This window comes from Curvibacter sp. GW821-FHT09D12, assembly GCF_059416245.1.
Genome location: NZ_JBWKOU010000005.1, coordinates 229,010 through 249,390, shown reverse-complemented (window position 1 = coordinate 249,390; position 20,381 = coordinate 229,010). Strand labels below are relative to the sequence as shown.

The 20,381-nt window shown below is 64.3% G+C and carries 18 protein-coding genes; 10 read left to right on the top strand and 8 right to left on the bottom strand.

Going from position 1 to position 20,381, the window contains the following annotated elements; translation table 11 throughout:
• Positions 1–8: 8 nt before the first annotated feature.
• The 7 genes from ubiB to AC07PT_RS10565 form a co-directional block, all read right to left on the bottom strand.
• Entirely contained in the window at positions 9–1,574 is a 1,566-nt protein-coding gene (ubiB, locus tag AC07PT_RS10595) for a ubiquinone biosynthesis regulatory protein kinase UbiB (RefSeq protein WP_494656637.1), read from the bottom strand.
• Positions 1,571–2,125, bottom strand: coding sequence for a hypothetical protein (locus AC07PT_RS10590; RefSeq protein WP_492347234.1), 555 nt, complete (start codon positions 2,123–2,125; stop codon positions 1,571–1,573). The genes ubiB and AC07PT_RS10590 overlap by 4 nt, the downstream gene beginning before the upstream one ends.
• Before the next feature lie 88 nt (positions 2,126–2,213).
• On the bottom strand, positions 2,214–3,221 hold the full coding sequence (locus AC07PT_RS10585; protein ID WP_494656636.1) for a Tim44 domain-containing protein: 1,008 nt from the start codon (positions 3,219–3,221) through the stop codon (positions 2,214–2,216).
• Between the two features lie 61 nt (positions 3,222–3,282).
• Positions 3,283–4,014, bottom strand: coding sequence for a bifunctional demethylmenaquinone methyltransferase/2-methoxy-6-polyprenyl-1,4-benzoquinol methylase UbiE (ubiE, locus tag AC07PT_RS10580; RefSeq protein WP_492347236.1), 732 nt, complete (start codon positions 4,012–4,014; stop codon positions 3,283–3,285).
• A gap of 82 nt (positions 4,015–4,096) precedes the next feature.
• On the bottom strand, positions 4,097–4,510 hold the full coding sequence (locus AC07PT_RS10575) for a gamma-butyrobetaine hydroxylase family protein (RefSeq protein WP_492347237.1): 414 nt from the start codon (positions 4,508–4,510) through the stop codon (positions 4,097–4,099).
• A 160-nt stretch (positions 4,511–4,670) separates the two neighbouring features.
• Complete coding sequence (locus AC07PT_RS10570; RefSeq protein ID WP_494656635.1) at positions 4,671–5,657, bottom strand: Bug family tripartite tricarboxylate transporter substrate binding protein; 987 nt, start codon at positions 5,655–5,657, stop codon at positions 4,671–4,673.
• A 31-nt stretch (positions 5,658–5,688) separates the two neighbouring features.
• Complete coding sequence (locus AC07PT_RS10565; RefSeq protein WP_494656634.1) at positions 5,689–9,573, bottom strand: DUF3683 domain-containing protein; 3,885 nt, start codon at positions 9,571–9,573, stop codon at positions 5,689–5,691.
• A 440-nt stretch (positions 9,574–10,013) separates the two neighbouring features.
• Here AC07PT_RS10565 and ugpB point away from each other — a divergent pair, with 440 nt between their 5' ends.
• The 5 genes from ugpB to ugpQ all read left to right on the top strand — a co-directional run bounded on the left by ugpB (position 10,014) and on the right by ugpQ (position 15,051).
• Positions 10,014–11,321, top strand: a complete 1,308-nt coding sequence (gene ugpB, locus AC07PT_RS10560; protein WP_492347240.1) for a sn-glycerol-3-phosphate ABC transporter substrate-binding protein UgpB — start codon at positions 10,014–10,016, stop codon at positions 11,319–11,321.
• A 147-nt stretch (positions 11,322–11,468) separates the two neighbouring features.
• Positions 11,469–12,350, top strand: a complete 882-nt coding sequence (gene ugpA / locus AC07PT_RS10555; RefSeq protein ID WP_492347241.1) for a sn-glycerol-3-phosphate ABC transporter permease UgpA — start codon at positions 11,469–11,471, stop codon at positions 12,348–12,350.
• A gap of 48 nt (positions 12,351–12,398) precedes the next feature.
• Complete coding sequence (gene ugpE, locus AC07PT_RS10550) at positions 12,399–13,247, top strand: sn-glycerol-3-phosphate ABC transporter permease UgpE (RefSeq protein ID WP_492347242.1); 849 nt, start codon at positions 12,399–12,401, stop codon at positions 13,245–13,247.
• A 12-nt stretch (positions 13,248–13,259) separates the two neighbouring features.
• The gene (ugpC, locus tag AC07PT_RS10545; RefSeq protein ID WP_492347243.1) at positions 13,260–14,276 is read left to right on the top strand and encodes a sn-glycerol-3-phosphate ABC transporter ATP-binding protein UgpC; all 1,017 of its coding nucleotides are present in this window, start codon (positions 13,260–13,262) and stop codon (positions 14,274–14,276) included.
• 25 nt (positions 14,277–14,301) lie between these two features.
• Entirely contained in the window at positions 14,302–15,051 is a 750-nt protein-coding gene (gene ugpQ / locus AC07PT_RS10540) for a glycerophosphodiester phosphodiesterase (protein ID WP_492347244.1), read from the top strand.
• 68 nt (positions 15,052–15,119) lie between these two features.
• Here ugpQ and AC07PT_RS10535 read toward each other — a convergent pair whose 3' ends face one another.
• Positions 15,120–15,398 carry a hypothetical protein gene (locus tag AC07PT_RS10535; protein WP_492347245.1) on the bottom strand — a complete coding sequence of 93 codons (279 nt, stop codon included), beginning with the start codon at positions 15,396–15,398 and terminating at the stop codon, positions 15,120–15,122.
• A 120-nt stretch (positions 15,399–15,518) separates the two neighbouring features.
• On the opposite strand from AC07PT_RS10535, the gene hemA reads away from it, so the two are divergent.
• From hemA to AC07PT_RS10510, 5 genes are all read left to right on the top strand, one after another.
• Positions 15,519–16,793, top strand: coding sequence for a glutamyl-tRNA reductase (gene hemA, locus AC07PT_RS10530; RefSeq protein WP_492347246.1), 1,275 nt, complete (start codon positions 15,519–15,521; stop codon positions 16,791–16,793).
• A 119-nt stretch (positions 16,794–16,912) separates the two neighbouring features.
• Entirely contained in the window at positions 16,913–17,998 is a 1,086-nt protein-coding gene (gene prfA, locus AC07PT_RS10525) for a peptide chain release factor 1 (RefSeq protein ID WP_494656633.1), read from the top strand.
• Positions 17,995–18,837, top strand: coding sequence for a peptide chain release factor N(5)-glutamine methyltransferase (gene prmC, locus AC07PT_RS10520; protein ID WP_494656632.1), 843 nt, complete (start codon positions 17,995–17,997; stop codon positions 18,835–18,837). Before prfA ends, prmC begins: the two co-directional genes overlap by 4 nt.
• Positions 18,838–18,885: 48 nt before the next feature.
• Positions 18,886–19,212, top strand: a complete 327-nt coding sequence (grxD, locus tag AC07PT_RS10515) for a Grx4 family monothiol glutaredoxin (RefSeq protein ID WP_492347249.1) — start codon at positions 18,886–18,888, stop codon at positions 19,210–19,212.
• Between the two features lie 130 nt (positions 19,213–19,342).
• A complete protein-coding gene (locus tag AC07PT_RS10510; RefSeq protein WP_494656631.1) occupies positions 19,343–20,338 on the top strand; it encodes an AAA family ATPase in 996 nt (331 codons plus the stop codon).
• The last annotated feature ends 43 nt before the right edge of the window (positions 20,339–20,381 follow it).

Sequence of the window (20,381 nt, the reverse complement as noted above, 5' to 3'; positions counted from 1 at the left end):
GCCTGGCGTCAGAACAGGCGGATCCTGATCACCAGTTGCAACACCAGCAGGCCCAATACAAATCCCATGCCACCGTAAACAATGGACTGCAGCAGGCGGTTGGTGCGCCGCTGCTCGGCCAGCAACAGCGCCAGTTCCTTTTTGTGACCGGCCGGCCCTTGCTCCAGGTAGCCGGCCAGCAAGCGTGGCAGCTCAGGCAACAGCTTGGCGTAGCGCGGAAACTCGTCGCGCAACTGCTTGAACAGGCGCTGCGGGCCCACCTGATCGAGCATCCACTTCTCCAGGAAGGGCTTGGCAGTGCTCCAGAGGTCCAGTTCGGGGTCCAGTTGTCGCCCCAGGCCCTCGATGTTGAGCAGGGTCTTCTGCAACAGCACCAACTGGGGCTGGATCTCGACCTGGAATCGACGTGAGGTCTGGAACAGGCGCATCAGCACCATGCCCAGCGAAATTTCCTTGAGCGGCCGGTCGAAGTAGGGCTCGCACACACTGCGGATGGCGGCCTCCAATTCATCCACCCGGGTTTCCGGAGGCACCCAGCCGCTTTCGATGTGCAACTCGGCCACCCGCTTGTAGTCGCGCCGGAAAAACGCCGTGAAGTTCTGCGCCAGGTACTCCTTGTCGTACTCGGTCAGAGTGCCGACGATGCCGAAGTCCAGCGAAATGTAGCGCCCGAACGTGCCAGGCGCCAGGCTGACCTGGATGTTGCCCGGGTGCATGTCGGCATGGAAGAAGCCATCACGGAACACCTGGGTAAAGAAGATGGTGACGCCATCGCGCGCCAGTTGGGGAATGTTGACCCCAGCCTCGCGCAGGCGTTCAAGCTGGCTGATGGGCACACCCTTCATGCGCTCCATGACCATCACCTCGGGGTGACAGAAATCCCAGAACACTTCGGGGATCAGCACCAGATCCAGCCCGGTCATGTTGCGCCGCAATTGGGCGGCATTGGAGGCCTCGCGCACCAGATCCAGCTCATCGTGCAGGTACTTGTCGAACTCGGCCACCACTTCGCGCGGCTTGAGGCGCTTGCCGTCCGAGCTGAGGCCTTCGACCCAACCGGCCATCATGCGCATCAGCGCCAAATCCTTGTCGATCACAGGCAGCATGCCCGGACGCAACACCTTGATCGCCACCTCGCGCTCTTGACCGTTGGCCGTCCGGACCAGACCGAAATGCACCTGGGCGATCGAGGCACTGGCCACGGGCTCACGGTCAAAAGACTGAAACACCTGATCCACCGGGCGACGGAAGGCGCGCTCGATGGTGGCAACAGCAACGTCGGAGCTGAACGGAGGCACCCGGTCCTGCAGATGGGCCAGTTCTTCGGCAATGTCGGGTGGCAAGAGGTCGCGCCGGGTGGAAAGCACCTGGCCGAACTTCACGAAGATCGGACCCAGTTGCTCCAACGCCTCGCGCAGGCGTTGGCCACGCGGTGCGTCGAGCGAGCGGCCAACGGTGATGATGCGTGCCAGCCGAATCATCCAGGGCCGCCCGAAATGGGTCAGCGCCATCTCATCGAGGCCATAGCGCAGCACCACCCAGAGGATGTAGCCCCCCCGCAACAGACGGCTCATAGCCCGTCCTTGTCACGCACGATGGAGGTGGCGGGGAAGCGGGTGACGAAGTCCTTGAGGCCGCGGGCCAGGTTTTTCACAGCCTGCACGGCTGCGTGGGCCGGACCATCGCCCACCACACGGGCCAGGTCTTCTTCCAGATCCCAGCGCACGTGATCGACGATCCAGTTGATTTCAGCCGCAAATTGCACATCGCCTTCGATGCGCACCGGCGGCTTTTCACCCGCCACAACCGCCTGCACCAGGGACGCAGGCGAACTCTCGGTGACGGCCAGATGCAGATCAGAGGCTGCCCCCGGCTCGGCCAGGTCGATCAGCCCCGCCGGGGTGATGAGCAGCTTGATGTCGAACAGCCGCCACTGCACGCTGGCCACGCGGCCCTTCTGGCGAGCCAGCCGGGCCATGGCCTCGGGTTCTTGCATCAGCACGTGGTTGATGAGCAGCACACCACGGTGCTGCAACTCGCTCACCAGCCAGGCAGGGGGCTGAAATGTGCTGGTGACGCGGTCAAACAGTTGATCGATCAGGGAGAAAGGGGTTGCTTGGGCCATAGCCGGCGATTATTCCCCGAAAGTAGGTCGCCAGCCCGATGACCCTGCACGGGCCTGGGCAGGCGGCAGCCTCAAAGCGGGCTCAGGCTCACTGCAGAGCCTGCACGCCAGCCACCAGCCAGCCTGCACTGCCATCCTTGGGCTTGGTCATGTTCCAGACTTCGCGGAAAGGATTCGGGCCGGCCGCGGGTTCCTCGCGGATCATGCCGGAGAACTCGACGCTGGCCATGTAGCCCTCGCCCAGATCCTCGATGCCCAGCAATTGCGCCTCGATCATGACCACGTCGGTCTTGTTCTGCTGCCCCGGGCGATGGGCCTCACGCTCGTTGAGCTGCACACGGATCTCGTCGAGCATGCCATCGGTCATCATGGCGCGCAGGGTCGGGATGTCGGAACGATCCCAGGCGGCCTGCAGTGACACAAAGTTGCGTTTGGCGGCGCCCAAGAACCCTTCGGTATCAAAACCGGTCGGAATGCCCCAGCTTTGATTGCCCCCCAGCGAAGTGCCGATCAAGGCGCCGCCGGATTGGCGGCCCGCAGCCTCAGCGCCGAACTGGCTCTGACGCTCCCAGGGCCGGGCAGAGGCGTCGTTGCCGACGTGATCGGGGCTGTACTGACGCAGGGCAGGCGCCGCCGCGGGTGAGCCCGCCCCCTGGAAGGCGTAAGGGCCGGAGGCTGATGCCGCGCCACGGCGGCTGCGCATGATCCAGCCGATCACGCCCATGGCCACCATGGCCAGCAGGGCCACCATGAGGATCTGACCAAAGGCTTCACCAAAACCAAGCGAGTGCGCGAGCCAGGCCAAACCCAGGCCGGCCGCCAGACCACCGAGCATGGCCCCCCACGGGCGACGCGGCGCCTGCGCCGCAGCCGGGGCGGCCGCCTGTGCTGGTTTCGCAACCGAAGAAGGGGCGCCGGCGGGTGCCACGGAAGGCGAAGCGGGGGTTGCCGGTGCAGGCGATGCTGCCGCGCGCTGGGTCACGTTCGAGGATTGACGCCCGATCGATTGGCCGCCCCCCAGCCTGCGTGCCGCCTCGGCCTCCTGGCCAGCCATCACCAGCGCCAGCGCCAGCACCACAGACCAAAGCTTCTTCATGTCATCTCCATCTTCTCGTACAGTGGGGCAAGCCCCGTTCATTCGGTTCGGGCGCGCGCCCTCAGCACTTGATGCCGACGTGCAGGGCCACCACCCCGCCGGTGAGGTTGTGGTAGTCCACATGACCAAAGCCAACCTGCTTCATGAGGGCCTTGAGCTCTTCCTGCCCAGGGTGCATGCGGATCGATTCGGCCAGGTAGCGGTAGCTGTCGGCATCGCCGGCCACCATCTGCCCCAGGCGGGGCAGGATCTTGAAGGAATACCAGTCGTAGGGCTTGGCCAACGGCGCCGCCACCTTGGAGAACTCCAGCACCAGCAACTTGCCCCGCGGCTTGAGCACGCGGTTCATCTCGGCCAGGGCCTGGTCCTTGTGGGTCATGTTGCGCAAACCGAAGGCCACGCTGACCACATCGAAATGGTTGTCGGGAAAAGGCAGCTTCTCGGCGTCGCATACCAGGGTGGGCAGCACCACGCCCGCGTCCAGCAGACGATTGCGGCCGGTGCGCAGCATGGCCTCGTTGATGTCGGTGTGCACCACGCGGCCGCTGCGGCCGACCTTCTTGGAGAAGGCCATGGCCAGATCACCGGTGCCCCCTGCGATGTCGAGCACCTGATCGCCTTCGTGCAGGTTGGCCACCATGACGGTGTAGGCCTTCCAGGCCCGGTGCAGGCCCAGGGACATCAGGTCGTTCATGATGTCGTAGCGTGACGCGACCGAGTCGAAGACCCCACGGACCTTGCGAGCCTTCTCCTGCTCGTCCACCGACTGAAAACCGAAATGTGTCGTGCTCATGGCTGAATGCTATACGTTAGTGCCTCGGGCCTCGGCGACAACCCCGCTTGCGGCAGGGGTGGCCCGGTCCGGGCGGAGGGGTTCAGTGACTGGAACAGCCATGACCGCCCTTGACGGGCATCGGGTCATCGCGGCCGCGGCCAGCGGCTTGCAGGCGGGCCTCGTACTCGGCCCAGAGTTCAGCCTGGCGGTTGCCCAGCGAATACAGGTAATCCCAAGTGAAGATGCCGCTCTCGTGACCATCGGTGAACAAGGGCTTGACGGCGTAGTTGCCCACCGGCTCCAGGCCCAGCAGGCCCACATCGCGTTTGCCGGTCTGCAGGGTTTCCTGCCCGGGCCCATGGCCCTGCACTTCGGCCGAGGGCGAATAGACGCGCATCAATTCAAAAGGCAGGCGAAACACGGCACCGTCCGAAAATGCCACCTCCAGCACGCGCGACTGCCCGTGCACCGTGAGCGCCGTGGGGGTTGGGGCGCCAGCCGTGAGTCCTGCCATGAATACCTACCTGCCTTGCTTGAGGGTGAAACCGCCTGGGGCGGCACAGCCCGCATTGTCCCACCACCCGCAGGAAGCCTGCGACAAGAAGGGGCAAATCGGCCAGACCAGGCCTCCTCGAACCTGACCCGCGTCAAGGCGGCCCCTCAAGTCAACCCACTCACTGAGGCTGGAACCCGCTGGATTTGATGATGCGCGCCCAGGTCTGGGCATAACTGCGCTCGCGGACAGCCAGTTGAGCCCCGGTCGAGTAGCCCACGCTCAGGCCCATGGCCGTCAGGCGCTCATGCACATCCGCCTGGGCCAGCACCTTGGCGAGTGCGGCAGAAAACTGGTCCAGCGAGGCCTTGGGCGTGCCAGCGACAGCGAAGATGCCGTAGTAGGGCACATCCTCAAAGCCGGCCAAGCCCAGCTCAGCAAAGCTGGGCACATCCGGCAGGGCCGCCTGACGCTTGTCACCCAGCACGGCCACCACGCGCAGCTTGCCGGCACGGTGGTTCTCGATGAAATCTGGCACTGAGGCCACACCTGCACCGATCTGATTGCCCAGCATGTCGGCCAACATGGGCGCACTGCCACGGTAGGGCACCGAGACCAGGTCCAGCTTGTTCTTCTCGCCAATCACCTTGACCAGGAATTCCGGCACCGAGGCCGGTGCCGGCACCCCGACGTTGCCCTTGCCGCCCGCCGCATGCACCGCCGCCACGTAGTCCTTGAACGACTTGGCTGGCGTGCCGCTCGACACCGCAAAGGCATTCACAAAAGTGGCCAAGCCGCCCACAGCCACGAAATCGTGCGCCGGGTCGAAGCCGGGGTTCTTCACCACCAGCGGCAGGATGGAGATGGTGTGGTCATGGCTCAGGAAATAGGTGCTGCCGTCCGGGGCCGAGGCCTTGAGGGCCTGTGCCGCCACCTGCCCCCCCGCACCGGGGCGGTTGTCCACCACCACCGGTACACCGAGCTCGTCCTTGAGCCTGTCGGCCAGGGTACGGGCGATCACATCAGTACCCCCGCCGGCCGGAAAACCCACCAACAGACGGATGGGTTTGGCAGTCTGCGCCCCGACCAGGCCGGCGGCCGTGAGGGCTGCGGCGGCCACCAGGCCGCGCAGGGTGTTGACCATCAGGGCTCGACGAACAATCGACATGACATGCTCCACAACAAAGTTGACGACGAAATCAGACCAGCACGCGCTCGATGCCGCCGGCATTGGCAGCGGACACGTACTGCGGCAGCCAGTCGGCGCCCAGGATCTGCTGAGCCATCTCGATCACGATGTAGTCGGCCTCCAGCAGGCCGGTGTTCAGGTCATCGCCGTAGCGGGTCAGGCCTTGCAGGCAGCTCGGGCAGCTGGTGAGGATCTTGACATTGTCTTTCGGCCCGACGGCGCCCGAGGCACGCAAGGCGGCCTCACCCTTTCGGATTTCCTCTTCCTTGCGGAAGCGCACCTGGGTGGAGATGTCGGGGCGGGTCACGCCCAGGGTGCCCGACTCGCCGCAGCAACGCTCGCTCTTGAGCACCTTGTCACCGATCAGGGCCTTGACGGTCTTCATCGGGTCCTGCAGCTTCATGGGGGTGTGGCAGGGGTCGTGGTACAGATAGCCCACACCGCCGCCCGAGGTGTCGAGCGTGATGCCCTTTTCGAGCAGGTACTCGTGGATGTCGATGATGCGGCAGCCCGGGAAGATCTTCTCGAACTCATAGCCCTGCAACTGGTCGTAGCAGGTGCCGCAGCTCACCACCACGGTCTTGATGTCGAGGTAGTTGAGCGTGTTGGCCATGCGGTGGAACAGCACCCGGTTGTCGGTGATGATCTTTTCCGCCTTGTCGAACTGGCCGCTGCCGCGCTGCGGGTAGCCACAGCACAGGTAGCCCGGCGGCAGCACGGTCTGCACCCCGGCGTGCCACAGCATGGCCTGGGTGGCCAGACCCACCTGGCTGAACAAGCGCTCCGATCCACAGCCCGGGAAATAGAACACGGCCTCGCTGTCCGCGGTGGTGGCCTGCGGATTGCGGATGATGGGCACGTAGTCCTTGTCCTCGATGTCGAGCAGGGCGCGCGCCGTCTTCTTGGGCAGGTTGCCCGGCATCTTCTTGTTGATGAAGTGGATGATCTGCTCCTTGATCGGAGCCGCCCCCACCGTGGCCGGAGGCGCACCGGTCTGCTTGCGGGCCACGCCCTTCAACAGATCGTTGGCCAGCCGCTGCGCCTTCATGCCCACGCCCACCATGGCCGAACGGGCCAGCTTGATGGTCTCGGGATTGGTGGCGTTGAGCATGAACATGGCCGCGGCATTGCCCGGGCGGAAGCTCTTCTGCCCCATCTTGCGCAGCAGGTTGCGCATGTTCATGGTGACGTCGCCAAAGTCGATCTTCACCGGGCACGGGCTGAGGCACTTGTGGCACACCGTGCAGTGGTCGGCCACATCTTCGAACTCCTGCCAGTGCTTGATCGACACCCCCCGGCGGGTCTGTTCCTCGTACAGGAAGGCCTCGACCAGCAGCGAAGTGGCCAGGATCTTGTTGCGTGGGCTGTACAGCAGGTTGGCACGCGGCACGTGGGTGGCGCACACCGGCTTGCACTTGCCGCAACGCAGGCAGTCCTTGACCGAATCGGCGATGGCGCCGATGTCGCTTTGCTGCATGATCAGCGACTCATGGCCCATCAGGCCGAAGCTCGGCGTGTAGGCATTGGTCAGGTCGGCGTGCAGTGTTTCGAGCGTGCCGGCCGGGGCACGCAGAAGCTTGCCCTTGTTGAACCGGCCTTCGGGGTCGACCTTCTGCTTGTACTCGGTGAACGGACGCAGCTCGGCATCGCTGAGGAATTCGAGCTTGGTGATGCCGATGCCGTGCTCACCCGAGATCACCCCATCGAGGCTGCGGGCCAGCACCATGATGCGGGCCACGGCCTCGTGGGCGGTCTGCAGCATCTCGTAGTTGTCACTGTTGACCGGGATGTTGGTGTGCACGTTGCCATCACCGGCGTGCATGTGCAGCGCCACCCAGACACGGCCCTTGAGCACGCTCTGGTGGAGGGTGTTGACTTCGTCCAGGATGGGCTTGAACGCCGCGCCAGTGAAGATGCCCTGCAGCGGGCTGCGGATCTGCGCCTTCCAGCTGGCACGCAGGCTGTGATCCTGCAATTGCGGGAACAGGGTGTCGACGTCATTGAGCCAGCCCGCCCACAGGTCACGGGTTTCCTGCAGCACCGCGATGGCCTGGGCCACGCGCTGTTCGAGCAGTTCGGGCGAGGGCATCTCGCTGGCGTCGTCGGCCTTGCCCAGGGGCAGCTTGCCTTGCTTGAAGAAGGCCTCCAACTCGTGGCACAGCTTGAGCTTGTTGCGCAGCGACAGTTCGATGTTGATGCGCTCAATGCCGTCGGTGTATTCGGCCATGCGCGGCAGCGGGATCACCACGTCTTCATTGATCTTGAAGGCGTTGGTGTGACGGCTGATGGCGGCCGTCTTCTTGCGGTCAGCCCAGAACTTCTTGCGCGCCTCGGCGCTGATGGCGATGAAGCCCTCGCCATGGCGCGAGTTGGCGATGCGCACCACTTCGGAGGTGATGCGGGCCACGTCGTCGGCGTTGTCGCCCGCGATGTCGCCGATCAGCACCATCTTGGGCAGGCCGCCGTTGCCCTTCTTGCTCTTGGTGGCATACCCCACCGCCTTCAGGTAACGGTCATCCAGGTGCTCCAGACCGGCCAGCAACACGCCGCTGCGCTTTTGCTCGGCGAACATGAAGTCCTTGATCTCGACGATGCTGGGCACCGCATCCTTGGCATTGCCGAAAAACTCAAGGCACACCGTGCGGGTGTGTTCAGGCATGCGGTGCACCACCCAGCGCGCGCTGGTGATCAGGCCGTCACAGCCTTCTTTCTGGATGCCCGGCAGGCCGGCCAGGAACTTGTCGGTCACGTCCTTGCCCAGGCCCTCCTTGCGGAAGGTCTTGCCCGGGATCACCAGGCGCTCGGTGCGCACCGGGGTCTTGCCGTCGGCTTCGAAATACTTCAGCTCGAAGGTCGCCACCTCGGCGTCGTGGATCTTGCCCAGGTTGTGGTCCAGTCGCGTCACCTCCAGCCACTGGGCATCGGGGGTGACCATGCGCCAGCTGGCCAGGTTGTCCAGGGCGGTGCCCCACAGCACGGCCTTCTTGCCGCCTGCATTCATGGCGATGTTGCCGCCGATGCACGAGGCTTCAGCCGAGGTCGGGTCGACCGCAAAGACAAAACCACCTCGCTCGGCGGCGTCGGCCACGCGTTGCGTGACCACACCGGCTTCGGTCCAGATGGTGGCCACCGACTCGGCAATGCCGGGCAGCTGCACCTTCTCGACCTCGGTCATGGCTTCGAGCTTTTCGGTGTTGATGACCACGCTCTTCCAGGTCAGCGGGATGGCGCCACCGGTGTAACCGGTGCCACCGCCACGCGGGATGATGGTCAGCCCCAGCTCGATGCAGGCACGCACCAGGGCTGCCATCTCGGCCTCGGAATCCGGGGTCAGCACCACGAAGGGATATTCCACCCGCCAGTCGGTAGCGTCGGTGACGTGGGCCACACGCGACAGGCCGTCGAACTTGATGTTGTCTTTGGCCGTGACCTTGCGCAGGCGCTTGCTGACCTGGGCGCGCAGGGTGGCGGCCTCTTGAAATGCCGCATCGAAGGTCTTGACGGCCTGTTCAGCCATGCCCAGCACCTCGCCCACCAACGCATCGCGGGCAGCGTCATCACCCGGGGTGCGCCTGCGCTCGATCTCGCCCAGGCGGTGGCGCAAGGCCTCCACCAGCAGGCCACGGCGCTTGGGGTTGTCCAGCAGGTCATCCTGCAGGTAGGGGTTGCGCTGCACCACCCAGATGTCGCCCAGCACTTCGTACAACATGCGGGCAGAACGGCCGGTCTGGCGCTCACCGCGCAACTGGCTCAGCAGCTCCCAGGCCCGCGAGCCCAGCAGGCGGATGACGATTTCCCGGTCGGAAAACGAGGTGTAGTTGTACGGAATTTCGCGAAGTCGGGCAGGCTCTGCGGCCTGCGACAAGATGGCGGCCAACGCGGTGGGTGCATTCATGGAGTAAACCTGGGGGGTGGGCATGGACATGCCCATGGACCTTGGGGCCCGGATTTTACGGTACCGGGAAGAAGGGCTCGGATGGAAGGCAGGAAAGCCCGCCGCCAACCCGGCCAGGGCGTCAAAGCCAGCGCCGGGATCGCCAGGAGGACGCACGCACCGACGCCAGCACCCGGGCGGGCTGTTGAGGCAGATCGGACAAGAGCGTGAGCAGTGAGGTCATGGCGGGCATCAGGGTCAGGCAGGGCCTGAATCGAAACTGTTGCAATGCACAATTTAACGCATCCACCCAATCCTTGACGAGTTTCAGGGTTATCTGCGGCAGGGGCCCAGGGAATCTCCGGATGGAGTGATTGCAACACGTATGACAAAACCGACTTCCTTTTGTCACACCTTGCGACTAGCATCCGCGCTTTTCGTACCCCCCCGCAGGAGATTGCATGAAATTCCGCAACCTGGCCCTCGTGGCCGCGCTGGCCACCGTGATCGGTGCACCCGCCCAGGCCCAGACCGAGATTCAGTGGTGGCACTCGATGGATGGCGCCCTCAACGACTGGGTCAATGACCTGGCCAAGCAGTTCAACGAGAGCCAGAGCGAATACAAGGTGGTGCCCACCTACAAGGGCGAGTACGACCAATCGATGGCCGCAGGCATCGCTGCCTTCCGCGCCGGCAATGCCCCCGACATCCTGCAGGTGTTCGAAGTGGGAACAGCCACCATGATGTACGCCAAGGGTGCCGTGAAGCCCGTGGCCGAAGTGATGAAGGAAGGCGGCGTCAAGTTCGACCCCAAGGCCTACATCCCAGCGGTGGCCGGCTATTACACGGCCCCCAATGGCCAGATGATGTCGCTGCCCTTCAACAGCTCGACCACCGTGTTCTATTACAACAAGGACGCTTTCAAGGCGGCCGGCCTGGACCCCGAAAAAGCCCCGGTGACCTGGCCCGATGTGGTCTCGGTCGCCGCCAAGCTCAAGGCCAGCGGCAGCAAGTGCCCCTTCACCACTTCGTGGATGACCTGGGCCCAACTGGAAAGCTTCTCCACCTGGCACAACACCAGCTATGCCAGCAAGGGCAATGGCTTTGGCGGTCTGGACGCCCGCCTGGAGTTCAACTCGCCCCTGCATGTGCGACATTTCGAGAATCTGGGCAACATGGCCAAGCAAGGCCTGTTCGTCTACAAGGGGCGCGCCAGCAAGGCGATCACCTCGTTCACCTCGGGTGAATGCGCGATGTTCGTGGGTTCGTCGGGCAGCTACGCCAGCATCCAGCGCGACTCCAAGTTCAAGTTTGCCGAATCCACCCTGCCCTACTACCCCGATGTGCCGGGCGCACCGCAGAACACCATCGTGGGCGGCGCCAGCCTGTGGGTGCTGGCAGGCAAGCCAGCAGCCCATTACAAGGGCGTGGCCTCGTTCTTCAACTTCCTGTCCAAGCCGGATGTGCAGGCCGCCAGCCACCAGCGCACCGGCTACCTGCCCATCACCACCGCCGCTTTCGAGCTGACCGAGAAGTCGGGTTTCTACAAGAAGAACCCGGGCACCGACGTGGCCGTGAACCAGATGATCCGCAAGACCACCGACAAGTCGCGTGGCGTGCGCCTGGGCAATTTTGTGCAGATCCGCGCCATCCTGGACGAGGAAACCGAACAGATCTGGACCGGCAAGAAGACAGCCAAGGAAGCCCTGGACACGGCCGTGACACGCGGCAACGAGCTGCTGGTGAAGTTCCAGGCCGCCAACAAATAAGCCGCTCAGGCGACAAGAAGGCCCGTCAGGCTGCGTTATGCTGCCTGCCCTTCACAAACGTGCATGCGCCCAAAGGGGCGCTGCGCGCCCCTTGACAGCCCGCCCGCCACCAGCGGACGGGCTGTTTGACTCACCAGGGCACCCTCCATGGAAAAACGAGTTTTATTCAGGTCCGGCTGGCTGCCTTGGGCCTTGCTGGCACCCCAGCTGATCATCGTCGGCGTCTTCTTCTTCTGGCCCGCAGGCCAGGCCTTGATCCAGTCGCTGCAGCAACAGGATGCCTTTGGCACCACCGTGACCTGGGTCGGGCTGGACAACTTCCGCACATTGTGGGCGGATGCCACCTATGTGGAATCGTTCGAGACCACGCTGATCTTCTCAGCGCTGGTGACCGTGCTGGGCCTGAGCCTGGCCTTGCTGCTGGCGGTGTTTGCCGATCGCATCACGCGGGGGGCCACGTTCTACAAGACGGTGCTGATTCTTCCGTATGCCGTGGCGCCGGTGGTGTCAGGCCTGCTGTGGTCTTTCATGTTTTCGACCTCGATCGGGGTGGTCAGCTATGGCCTGCGCCAGATCGGTTTTGAATGGAACCACCTGCTCAACGACCAGCATGCCATGGCGCTGGTGGTGATGGCCTCGGTGTGGAAGCAGATCTCGTACAACTTCCTGTTCTTCCTGGCCGGGCTCAGCGCCATTCCCAAGTCGCTGATCGAGGCTGCGGCCATCGATGGCGCAGGCCCCTGGCGTCGTTTCTGGAGCATCCAGTTCCCGCTGTTGTCGCCCACCACCTTTTTCCTCGGCGTGATCAACATGGTCTACGCCTTCTTCGACACCTTCGCCATCATCGACGCCACCACCCAGGGCGGACCGGGCAAGGCCACCTCAACCTTGGTCTACCGGGTGTATTTCGACGGTTTCCGCGGCATGGACTTCGGCGGCTCGGCCGCCCAGTCGGTGGTGCTGATGGTGATCGTGGTGGCCCTGACCATCGTGCAGTTCCGCTATGTCGAAAAGAAGGTGCAGTACTGATGAAGCCCGCCCGCCCTTCCCTTTTCGCCCAGCCCGGAGGCCGCCGTCATGGTTGAACGCAATCCCGCCCTGAACGTGCTGGCCCATCTGGTCATGATCGTCGGCGTGTTGATCGTCGCCTTTCCGATCTACCTGGCTTTTGTGGCCTCCACCCACACCGCACCCGAGATCATGCAAGCCCCCATGCCGCTGTGGCCGGGGCACAACTTCTGGGCCAGCTACGAGGCGGCACTGCGTGGCTCGGGCCGCATCAGTTCCACGCCCCCGGTGGCCCGCATGATGTGGGTGAGCTTGGTGGTGACCATGATCATCACCGTGGGCAAGATCAGCATCTCGCTGCTGTCGGCCTTTGCGGTGGTGTATTTCCGCTTCCCGCTGCGCAACCTGTGCTTCTGGTTGATCTTCATCACGCTGATGCTGCCGGTGGAAGTGCGCATCGGCCCCACCTACCAGGTGGTGGCGGATCTGGGCATGATCAACACCTACGCCGGCATGTCGGTGCCCCTGATTGCCTCGGCCACCGCCACTTTTCTGTTCCGGCAGTTCTTCCTGACGGTGCCCGACGAACTGGTCGAGGCGGCCCGCATCGATGGCGCGGGGCCGATGCGCTTCTTCAAGGACATCCTGGTGCCCCTGTCGGCCACCAGCATTGCTGCCCTGTTCGTGATCCAGTTCATCTATGGCTGGAACCAGTACCTGTGGCCCCTGATCGCAGCCACCAGTGAAGACATGTACCCGGTGGTGGTCGGCATCAAGCAGATGATCGGCGCGGGTGAATCGCCCGTGGACTGGAACGTGGTCATGGCCACGGCCGTGCTGGCCATGCTCCCCCCCGCCGTGGTGGTGGTTCTGATGCAGAAATGGTTCGTCAAGGGCCTGGTTGATACCGAGAAATAAGAGAGCAACACGATGGCTTCCATCTCCCTTCGCAACGTCGTCAAACGCTATGGCCAGGGCCCCAAGGCCAACCAGGTGATCCACGGCGTGAACGCCGAGATTGCCGACGGCGAGTTCATCGTCATCGTCGGGCCCTCGGGCTGCGGCAAATCCACCCTGCTGCGCATGGTGGCCGGTCTCGAGGAAATCAGCGGTGGCGAGATCGCCATCGGCCCCCGGGTGGTCAACCAGCTCGAACCTGCCGAGCGCGACATCGCCATGGTGTTCCAGAACTACGCGCTGTACCCGCACATGAGCGTGTTCGACAACATGGCCTATGGCCTCAAGATCGCCAAGGTCCCCACGGCGGAGATCAAGCAGCGCGTGGACAAGGCGGCCACCATCCTGGAGTTGGGCCACCTGCTGCAGCGCAAGCCGCGTGAGCTGTCGGGCGGCCAGCGCCAGCGTGTGGCCATGGGCCGGGCCATCGTGCGCCAGCCTCAGGTGTTCCTGTTCGACGAGCCGCTGTCCAACCTGGACGCCAAGCTGCGCAGCCAGACTCGCCTTGAGATCCAGAAGCTGCACCGCGAGCTGGGCATCACCTCGCTGTTCGTGACCCACGACCAGGTCGAGGCCATGACGCTGGCGCAACGCATGATCGTGATGAACGCCGGCGTGATGGAACAGTTCGGCACGCCCGAAGAGATGTACCACCGCCCGGCCTCCACGTTTGTGGCCAGTTTCATCGGATCCCCCTCCATGAACCTGCTGAAACACGCCCCCGGGACCCGCGAAGGCGTGATCACGGGCATCCGCCCCGAGCACCTGGACGTGACGAGCACAGGCTGGGCCGTGACGGTGGAAACCACCGAGCTGCTGGGTGCCGAACGGCTGATCTACGGCCGGCTGGGCCAAGGTTCGGCCCAGGAGCAACTGATCGTGCGCATCGAGGAAAGCGCCCAGGTGCCTGCACCTGGCAGCTTGATCCACGTGGCGCCCCGTGAAGACCGCATCCACCATTTCGACGCCGCCACCAGCAAGCGTCTCTGACCCAGACTTCTGCCTTCGCCTTGCCATGAACCCCAGCCTTCCCCACTGGCCCTACCCCCGCTGGATTGCCCACCGTGGCGCCGGCAAGCTGGCCCCCGAAAACACCCTGGCCGCGTTCCGGCACGGTGCAAGCTTCGGCTACACCATGTTCGAATGCGACGTGAAGCTGAGCGCCGACGGCGTGCCGTTTCTGCTGCACGACGCCTCCTTGCAGCGCACCACCAACAGCCGCGGCATCGCCGGTGACCTGAGTTACGGCGAACTGGCCCAACTGGATGCCGGCAGCTGGCATTCGCGCACTTATGCGGGCGAGGTCATCCCGAGCTTCGAAAATGTGGCACGTTACTGCCTGCACAACGGCTACTTTCTGAACATCGAGATCAAGCCCACCCCCGACACCGAGCGCGCCACCGGCGAAATCGTGGCCGCCTATGCCTCGCACCTGTGGGCCTCGGCTTCGGAGCCGCCACTGTTGACCTCGTTCAAGATCGAGGCCTTGGAAGGCGCTGCCGCCACCGCCCCGCACCTGCCCCGCGGACTGCTGGCCGACACGCTCTTTCGCGGCTGGCTGGAGAAGGCTGTGGAACTGGGCTGTGTGGCCGTGGTCCTGAATCACGCGCTGTGGGATGCCGACACCGTGGCCAAGGCCCAGGCTGCCGGCCTTCGAACGCTGAGCTACACCGTGAACGACGAATGGGCCGCACAACGGCTGATCGAACTGGGTACCGACGGCATCATCACCGACCGGGTGGACCTGTTCAGCCCGCAGGGCTGAGGCCAAACCAGTCGGCCCGCCCCGGTCTCTGGACCTCAATTGACCGATATCAAGAAAACCCGTTTTCCTCAGCGGCGCCAGGCGCCCTGCAAAAACCACTGGCTGGTGGTCACGGACAGCACCAGCAGGCCATAGCCCGCCACCTTGCCATCGCGCCCCAAAATCAGCACGGCCAGCATCAACGCCAGCACACCGACAGCAAAATTGATAGCAAGCTTCCAATGCCAGGCAAGGCGAAAGGGGCTTTCGCCGCCCAAAATCGGGCTCACCAAAGTGAGCAACACCGACACGCAAAGTGCCGGTGCAACAAAGTTGGCCAGGTGAAAAAGCAACTCGATGGGGCCCATGTTGATCAGGTTCTGAGGCCCTGACCCGGGTCATTCAAGACCATGCGGGACAATGGCGGCCATAGGAAAGGGCAAAGATAGCGCGCCCGCCTCGACCTCGATCAATTTTATAATCATCCGATGGCAGCAGTCTGGGCTTTGGGCATCAACCACACGACGGCACCGCTCGATCTGCGCGGTCGCTTTGCCTTTGCCGTCGATCAAATGGCTCCCACGCTGCATGGCCTGCGGGAGTCCTTTGGCAACCAGCGCCACCCGGACGTCGAAGCCGCCATCATCTCCACCTGCAACCGCACCGAGATTTACTGCGCAGGCGACCAGCAGGCACTGGACCACACTCTGGGCTGGCTGGCCCAGACCGGCGGGGTGACCCCGTCGGTGCTGCGCTCACATGCCTACCTGTTGCAACACGACGAAGTGGCGCGCCACGCCTTCCGCGTCGCCAGCGGGCTGGACTCGATGGTGCTGGGCGAGGCCCAGATCCTGGGGCAGATGAAAGACGCTGTGCGTGCCGCCGAAAGCGCTGGTGCACTGGGCACGACGCTGAATCAGCTGTTCCAGCGCAGTTTTGCCGTGGCCAAAGAGGTGCGCAGCTCGACCGAGATCGGCGCCCACTCCATCAGCATGGCCGCAGCTGCCGTGCGCCTGGCCGGTCAGCTGTTCGAAGACCTGAGCAAGATCCGCATCCTGTTTGTGGGCGCGGGCGAAATGATCGAACTGGCGGCCACCCACTTCGCGGCCCGCAACCCCAAGGCCATTGCCATTGCCAACCGCACCCTGGAGCGCGGCGAAAAGCTGGCCGGACGGTTTGGGGGCGAGGTGATGCGACTGGCCGACCTGCCCACCCGGTTGCACGAATTTGATGCCGTGATCAGTTGCACGGCCAGCACCCTGCCCCTGATTGGTCTCGGTGCCGTGGAGCGAGCCCTCAAGCAACGGCGCCACCGCCCCATGTTCATGGTTGACCTGGCAGTGCCCCGCGACATCGAGCCCGAAGTCAAGGCCCTCGAAGACGTCTACCTCTACACCGTGGACGATCTGGCCACCGTGGTGCAGACCGGCCAGGCCAACCGGCAGGCTGCCGTGGCCCAAGCCGAAGCCATCATCGACGCCGGCGTGCAGAGTTTTCTGCACTGGATGGACCAGCGCGGCACCGTGCCCTTGATCCGGCAGCTCAACAGCCAGGCCGAAGCCTGGCGCGAAGCCGAACTGGCACGTGCCCGCAAGCTGCTGGCGCGCGGCGAAGATGTCGAGGCCGTGCTGCAAGCCATGGCCAAGGGCCTGACCCAGAAAATGCTGCACGGCGCGATGGCCGAGTTGCACACCGGCGATGGCCCGTCGCGTGAACGCGCCAGCCAGGCCATCCAGCATTTCTTCCTGCGCAAAGACCGTTAGCGGCGCAGGTGTGGCGCGGCCCTGTGGCCCGACCTGCTTGCTCTTGCGCCTGCTCGGGCGCAAGCCTTCTCCAGCCTGCCGCTTCTGATGCAACAGCCAGCGGCCCTGCAAAGTGCCCCATGAAAGACTTCCTACGCCAGCAACTTGAACGCTATGCCGCGCGCCTTGAGGAGCTCGACTTTCTGCTGTCGCGCGAAGACATCATGGGCGACATGGCGCAGTACCGCACGCTGTCGCGCGAACACGCCGAGGTCACCCAGGTGGCCGGGCGCTACCAGCGCTATCGGCAGTGCGAATCCGACCTGAAGACCGCCCAAGAGATGCTGACAGACCCGGACATGGCTGACCTGGCCCGGGAAGAGATTGCGAGCGCCAGCGAAGAATTGCTGAAGCTTGAAAGCGAGTTGCAGCGCCTGTTGCTGCCCAAAGACCCTGACGACGCGCGCAATGCCTTTCTGGAGGTGCGCGCCGGTACGGGCGGCGATGAGTCGGCCCTGTTCGCGGGCGATCTGGCACGCATGTACACGCGCTACGCCGAGCGTGCCGGCTGGCGTTGCGAGATCGTCAGCGCCAACGAAAGCGAACTCGGGGGCTACAAGGAACTGGTCTTGCGCCTGGAGGGTGAGCAGGTCTACGGCGCGCTGAAGTTCGAATCCGGCGGTCACCGGGTACAGCGGGTACCCGCCACCGAGACCCAGGGCCGCATCCACACCAGTGCCTGCACCGTGGCTGTGCTGCCGGAACCCGACGAAGCGCAGGCCGTGCAGATCAACCCCGCCGATTTGCGCATCGACACCTTCCGTGCCAGCGGCGCCGGCGGCCAGCACATCAACAAGACCGATTCGGCCGTGCGCATCACCCACTTGCCCACCGGCATCGTCGCCGAATGCCAGGACGACCGCAGCCAGCACCGCAACAAGGCCAAGGCCCTGCAGGTGCTGTCGGCGCGCATCCAGGAAAAGGAGCGCAGCGAGCGCGCCGCCAAGGATGCCGCCCTGCGCAAGGGTTTGATCGGCAGCGGCGACCGCAGCGACCGCATTCGCACCTACAACTTTCCGCAGGGCCGACTGACGGACCACCGCATCAACCTCACGCTTTACAAGCTGGGCGCCATCATGGAAGGCGATCTGGCCGACGTGCTGGCGGCGCTGCGCGCCGCCCACGAGGCCGAACAACTGGCCGAACTGGAAGTGGGGCTGTCTTGAACGCGCGCCCAACCCTTGCCCGTGCCCTGCGCGAGCTCCAGGAGCAGGGCCTGCCCAGGCTGGAGGCCCAGATGCTGGTGTTGCTGGCCGTGCAGCGGGCGCCGCACGACCGAGGCTGGCTGATGGCCCACGACACCGACACGTTGACCGAGACGCAACAAGCCCACCTGGCCGGAGTCGTGGCCCGCAGACTGGCAGGCGAACCGATGGCCTACCTCACGGGCAGGCACGAGTTCTATGGGCTGGATCTGGCCGTGGATGCCCGGGTGCTGGACCCGCGCGACGACACCGAAACCCTGGTCGACTGGGGCCTGGAAGTGATGGCCCCATGGCCCCGCCCCAGGGTGGCCGACCTGGGCACCGGCAGTGGTGCGATCGCACTGGCGGTGGCCAGCCAGCGCCGAGATGCCGAGGTCTACGCCGTGGATGCCAGCGCCGAGGCCTTGGCCGTGGCCACGGGCAATGCCCAGCGCCTGGGCCTCGCAGTGTGCTTTCTTGAGGGCAACTGGTGCGCACCACTGGGTGATGCGCCCTTCGCCTTGCTGCTCTCCAACCCGCCCTACATTGCCGACCACGACCCGCATCTGCCGGCACTGCGTCACGAGCCGCTGCAGGCCCTGGTGAGCGGGCCCGATGGCCTGGATGACCTGCGGCGCATCATCACGCAGGCCCCCGCACACCTGATGGCGGGCGGGTGGCTGCTGCTGGAGCATGGCTGGGACCAGGCCCACCAGGTGCGCGAACTGCTGCAAGCCCGGGGGTTTGAACAGGTGCAAAGCCGCAAAGACCTCGCCGGCATTGAGCGCTGCTCGGGCGGACTCTGGCCAGGACTGAGATAATCTGTCGCTATCTGCCCGCACACCGGGCCCGCCCCAAGAGGAAACTTCATGAGCAACACCCAACAACGCATCGATGACCTGGTCAAGAACAGCCCCGTGCTGCTGTTCATGAAAGGCACTGCCAGCTTTCCCCAATGCGGCTTTTCCGGCCGCGCCATTCAGATCCTCAAGGCCTGCGGCGTCGACCCCAAGAGCCTGAAGACCGTGAACGTGCTGGAAGACCCGGAGATCCGTCAGGGCATCAAGGAATACAGCCAGTGGCCCACCATTCCGCAGCTCTACGTGAAGGGTGAGTTCATCGGCGGCTCGGACATCATGATGGAGATGTACGAATCGGGTGAGCTGCAACAGGTGATCGGCGGCCAGCCCGGCTGAGCCCTGCCCCCACCCTCTCGAAAAGCCACTGTCTACAGTGGCTTTTCTGCTTCTGGCGTCAGCGCCGGCGCTTGAGGACGGGCACGGCTTGTGCTTGAATCAAAGCGTGTGTCCTGATCTGGAGAGCGTCATGGAATCCCGCAGCCTTGTCCCCCATTCGACCGCTTTCAAACTGCCCATCGCCCAGATGCGCAGCGTGTTCGAGCCCTCGGAAGTGGAACGCAAGCTGGCCAAGCTCAGCGAGCGCGAACATGAATCCCTGCGCAACACCTACCAACGCATGCTGGAGCGCGGGCCTGATCGCTTCGAGGTTCGTCCCTGCGGGGTTCCGGAGATGACGCCTCTTTATGAGGCCTTGCCCAACTTCACCGAGGTGCTGGATGACGTCAAGCGCCACCTGGCCCTGTCTCAGGACAGCCGTGACGGCCTGGAGGTGACCCCCATGCTCCTGCTGGGAGCCCCAGGCATTGGCAAGACCCACTTCGCCCGTCAACTGGCCGAATTGCTGGGCACAGGCATGTCACTGGTGCCGATGAGTTCGATGACGGCGGGCTGGCTGCTCTCCGGTGCGTCGTCTCAATGGAAGGGTGCGCGGCCCGGCAAGGTGTTTGAAGCCCTGGTCGACGGTCAATATGCCAACCCGGTGATCGTCATTGACGAGATCGACAAGGCCAGCGCCGACGCCCAGTACGATCCACTGGGAGCGCTTTACAGCCTGCTCGAGCACGACACAGCAGGCCGTTTTGTGGATGAGTTTGCCGAAGTGTCGATCGATGCCAGCCGGGTCGTCTGGATCACCACAGCGAACGATGCGCGCGCCATTCCCGAGCCCATTCTCAACCGCATGAATGTTTTTGAGATCGAGCCGCCGACGCCGGAGCAGGCCCGGGAAATCGCCCGCCGGCTGTACCTGTCGATCCGCGGCAGCCACGATTGGGGCCGCCACTTTGCGGAAGAGGCCCCGACGTCGGTCCTTGATGTGTTGGCCGAAATGGCCCCACGCGACATGCGACGTGCCTTGATGACGGGCTTTGGCAATGCACGGCTCGATGGGCGTGACGAGCTGCAGGTGGATGACTTGCCACGCGGTGGCCCGCAACGTCGCCGCATGGGCTTTGTCCAGTGAGTGGGGCGACCCAACGACATGTGGCCGCTAAACTGGGGGCACG